General features: G+C 63.7%; 4 protein-coding genes. All 4 read right to left on the bottom strand.

The window, feature by feature from the left end; genetic code table 11:
• Positions 1-1,578: ATP-binding protein (locus AB0C69_RS38555; protein WP_360360951.1), on the bottom strand; the 1,578-nt coding region annotated here is incomplete at its 3' end.
• Positions 1,579-2,534: 956 nt separating this feature from the next.
• Positions 2,535-3,923, bottom strand: a complete 1,389-nt coding sequence (locus tag AB0C69_RS38550) for a tyrosine-type recombinase/integrase (RefSeq protein WP_360360948.1) — start codon at positions 3,921-3,923, stop codon at positions 2,535-2,537.
• A complete protein-coding gene (locus tag AB0C69_RS38545; RefSeq protein WP_360360954.1) occupies positions 3,923-4,111 on the bottom strand; it encodes a helix-turn-helix domain-containing protein in 189 nt (62 codons plus the stop codon). The genes AB0C69_RS38550 and AB0C69_RS38545 overlap by 1 nt, the downstream gene beginning before the upstream one ends.
• A gap of 2 nt (positions 4,112-4,113) precedes the next feature.
• Positions 4,114-4,578: replication initiator (locus AB0C69_RS38540; RefSeq protein WP_360360946.1), on the bottom strand; the 465-nt coding region annotated here is incomplete at its 5' end.

The raw sequence follows: 4,578 nt of genomic DNA, 5'->3' as shown, positions 1-4,578 counted from the left end.
GACGTCGATGGCCATGTTCGCGCAGTGGTGCTGGACGGCCTGGAACGAGCCGACCGCGCGGCCGAACTGCTCCCGCTCCGTGGCGTACTGGACCGAGCGATCTTCGAGCCTGACGTCAGCAAGGTTCAGAGTTTCACGCCCAAGATGCCTTAAGTGTCGACGCAGGACTTCTTTGATGCTCTGGTCATCGACACCCAATGAGAAATGCTCGCCGAAAATCCAGGGCTCGGCTGCTAGCATTCGGTGCAGTTGGCTGCGCTCCAGCACGTCCTTCTTTAGCTCTTCGTCGAAAAGTAGAACTTCGAGGCTGCGCAGGAAGTCTAGCCGCTCGGACACCAGTTTCGCTGACGAAATAACGGAACCGAGCGAGGTGCGGTCTAGTAGATTTGCGAGATCGTCCAGCTCTTGGTTGCTCAATTCCAGGACATCGGCTAGCACAATCTTAAGCGCAGAAGGAGCATGCTCCAATGCCTCACGGATAAGACGCAACGAAAGTCGCTTTGCGCGAGACTCTGAGGATATGCCCGGCAAAGCCTGCACGGCTACTACATCAAAAAGATCCCTTTTAGCTTTCTCTAGCTTCGTAACTGGTCCATCGGGAAATGGATATACCTTCTCCGCCTTCCAGGACTCGACAACTTCCCGAAGTCGATCGGCGGCACGAGCTTTAAAGTGCTTCCGCATTTGCTCACGAGCCGCCTCGACGACCGGTCCACTCCGGTCATGACCCAGGTCGGCCAAATGCGCATTACTTGCATCAAACTCAGCCCAACTAACATACGCCGCGAAGAAGAACTGTGGCGCATGTATTGCGGGTCGTATGTCGGTAATGGCGAACCCTTCGGCGTCGCACAGGATGAGTTCGCGAGGAAAGTCGCTCTTCCATTCTATGATCTGCAACTGCGGTAGCGGAGCTGCAAACCCTTCACCGGGTACCAGTTCGTAGTCTGTGGCACGTTCGATGGCTTCGCTCGGGTTTAGAGTGAAGCCATCGTAAGTGATCGTTATGCCTTTAAAGCGCAAGAGATGTCGAGCAAATTCTCTCGTCAATCGCGCTTTCGCTTTCTTGGTATCAAGTCCCGTCAGCGGAGTAGAAGAACCAGAGATCCTCACCCTGGTTCCGCAAGCCGCTTGCGCAGGCCCCGAGTTTCTGATCGTAAACTTCTCAGGCCGTGCAGCATCAGCTGTAATTACAGATTCGAATCTGCCGTCTATGTCATCGGCCGTACTGATCCACTCAACGCGGTTGCCCAGGGCGAACGCCCTAAAACGCCCCTGCCCGTTTCGGCCATGAATTGGACGCTGTTTCACCTCGGTTCTTAGAATACCAAGTTTCCAAGATCCGCCAAGATTCTTAAACGCCGACTCGCATTTGGAAGCTGGGATCCCAGTTCCGTCGTCAGTGACGGTGACCGCAACGATGCCGCCCATGCTATTACGGTCGAACGTAACGCTGACGTTGTCGGCCTCTGCGTCCAAGCCGTTCCAGATGAGCTCAATTATCGCATGGACGGGTTGAGTGCGCCGCATCAGGCGTGTTATATGGTCGCGTTGCACAGAGACCAGCACGTCGGTCATGCTCACATTCTGTCGGATATGGCGCGTTGTTGCATGACCTTTTGTGGACAGCGCCTCCTGGAAGCTCGCCCCTCAGGCATCACCAGCCGAGGCTATCGAGATCTATGGCGTCAGTGAGAGGATTGCGCGAAGCTAGATCGGCGAGGTGCTTACGTGCCCTCTGCTCTGCCGAATTGGGCTGTTTTAGATCAAGGGGCGGCGGCGCTCAGGCCGCTGCGCGGCCCCGCGCCAGGCCGCCCGGAGCGTGCGGCGTGGGCGCCGGTCACCGGACGGCCGCGCCGGGCCGCGCGCCGCGCCACGCCCGCCGGCCCCGCCCCGACCGCTCACCGCAAGGGCGCGCCGCCGCCCTGCCCAGTCGACGCCGAAGCCTCCATAGCCCGTTCGGCGACGAGGGCCAGGGCGTGAGTCTGCTCGGCCCGTTCGGCGACGAGCACCAGGGCGTGACTGTGGTCGAGCGCCGTTGGAGTCGTCAGGGGAGTTGCCGGAAGATCGGTTGAGCGTGCGCTACTGGGGAACCCCGTGGTTCCCCAGGCCCCTCCTGGAGCCGGAGGGCGCTCCCGCGCGATTCTGTCTGTCACGGGTTGCGCGCCGTTCGCGCGGGAGCACCCTCCGGACCGGTTCGGTCGTCGGTCAGGGAGGGAAGTGGCGCGGATGTCCGTCGATGACACCCCAAGCGCAAAGGTTTCAAGATCCGGAAAATGCGCGGAATCACATCCGCTCCCAAGATGAGAGCTGGCAGATTCTTCGCAGGTCAGAGGGTGTGCGCCTCGGTAATCCGTGACGCACTGTAAATCCGTCGGCTTAGCCTACGCAGGTTCGAACCCTGCACCCGCCACACCAGTGAAAACAGCCCCTGACCAGGCGTAACCCGGTCAGGGGCTGTTCTCGTTGTGTCCGGCTGTATCGGGCTGTGAGTGGCCCTCTACGAGGGGCCGGGCCAAATACGGGCCGAAGTTTCAGCCGTCCTTTGGCCTGGTCGCCTCAGCAATTCGCCGCTTGGCGTCGTCCTCCTGCCCGGCCACGCACTTGGCGTACACCCGCAGCAGGACGGCGACACTGTGCCCGGCCCACTCGGCCACCTGAGCCGCCGGCACCCCAGCCCCGAGCCACGTGGACACGGCCGCATGCCGCAGCGCGTACGGCGTCTCGGCCAGCGGCGAGGCTGCCTCATGGGGGCTGAGTGCCATCTGACGAGCCTTGTGCCACATGCCGAGGTACGTCCGGTCGGTCATGATCCCACCCCGCGGCCCGACGAACAGGCGCCCCTCTGGCTGGATGTTGAAGGCCTTGATGTGGTGGCGCAGCAGCGTCACAAGCTCGGGATGGATGGGCACCGACCGCGTCTCGCCCGGGGCCCGGTGCTTGAGCGGCTGCTTGTCCCGCGGCTTCCCGCTGTTGGTCCACCGGGAACCGCTACGAGGCTCAGCGTGCGTCAGCCGCATCTCGCCCCACCCGTCGTCGGGCAGGCTCACCAGGTGATCCCGTCGCAAGTCGACAGCCTCCTCGGGGCGGAGCGCGGCGTAGTACATGACGGCGTAGAACCCCACCATGCGCTCACCGCGCTTGCCCTGGGCCCGGACGGCATCGAGGAGCCGCCGCGCCTGGTCGGGATTGGCGACCACCCGCAGGTCCAGCGTCTGCGCCACTCGAGGCCGAGTCCACTTCACCAAGGTCAGCGGGTTGACCGCCAGGATCCGCCGCTCACAGGCGTACTCCATGGCGTTGTTGAACGTCGCCCGCTTCCTGGTCGCCGTACTGCCGGCGGCCGGTGACCCGTCTTGCTTCCTGCTCAGCCGGTCGAGCACCTGGCGCGCGATCTGCGGCCCCTGCCGATCCGGTGCCAGTTCCCGCATGTCGATCGTGTTCCGTTCCAGCCAGCGCAGCGCGGGGAGCAGGTGCTCCGGCGGCTCGCCCCCGTTCTGGTGACGCCCGCTGTAGGCCCAGCCCCGCAGAGCCTCACGAAGGAGCGTCCCCGCCGGGGCACCCTTGGACGAGGTGAGCAGCACTTCTGTCGCGTCTGTCAGGGCCTCAGCGATGCCCCGCCGATGGTTGGGCGAGGCGTACGACCACTTCGCGGCGCAGTAGTCGACAGAGAAGGCGTACCAGGTGATCGCATCCTCGTCGCGCTGCCACGACACCGGGCGACCAGTCTTGAGGCTGAACGCCTCACCCTTGCGAGCTGCACTGACCAGAGAGGACCGGAAGCTATCCGCCTGAGCCTTGTTGCGAAGCGACTCCTTCCACCGCTTCTTACCGACCTTCCACCGGACGATGTAGCTGGTGGTGCGCTTGCCCTTATAGACCTCGGTCTGGTGGACAACGACGTCGTACGTGGTGTCGTCCATCAGGCGGCCTCCTCGCAGGCAGCCAGCCACCGGTCAAGGTCACGTCGCCGGATGCGAAGGCTGCCGTTCGGCAGCACCAGGCAGACGGGCGCCCGGCCCTTCTGCCGCCACTCGTAGAACGTGGACCGGGAGATCTGCAGCTCCTCACAGAGCTGCGAGACGGTGAGCTGGTCCCGGGCGGTGGACACGGTCAAGTGAGGCTCCCTTGCACGTGATCGTTCGGGGTGAGGGCAGGCATGGGCTTGCCGGTGAGTGCGGCGGTGAGGAGTGCTTCACCGGGGGTCATGCCTTGGCCGAGGTAGCGCCAGTGCGCGACGACGAGGACCTGGTCGTCGTCGAAGGGGAGGCGTCCGGTGGTGATGTCGTCGTGTTGGTGCTGGTTGTGGTCGATGCGGGCGGCGCGGAGCGCGCCGAGGGTGGTGGAGTAGCGGCGGGACTTGGACGAGAAGTGGCCGCGGAAGCCGAGCATGTGGGCCCACTCGGCAAGCCGCAGCCCCGCGAACTCCTCGACGGCGCCCAGTCGAAGGCATTCGGCGATGAGTCGCCGGGCGTGGCCGCTGACGGGCAGGTCGGTCAGTTCGTCGGTGGGGCGTATGCGGCGGTCGAGGGTGCCGACGCATTCGGCGGCTTTGGTGGCGTACTTGGCGATGTAGCC

The organism is Actinomadura sp. NPDC048032, assembly GCF_040653175.1.
Taxonomy (GTDB): domain Bacteria; phylum Actinomycetota; class Actinomycetes; order Streptosporangiales; family Streptosporangiaceae; genus Spirillospora; species Spirillospora verrucosospora.
Note: the sequence above shows the minus strand (reverse complement) of the source record. Positions and strands in the feature narration are given on the sequence as shown.

Excerpts from the sequence above, each read along its gene's own strand:
- AB0C69_RS38550 (WP_360360948.1), bottom strand. The coding sequence starts at position 3,923 with ATGGACGACACCACGTACGACGTCGTTGTCCACCAGACCGAGGTCTAT.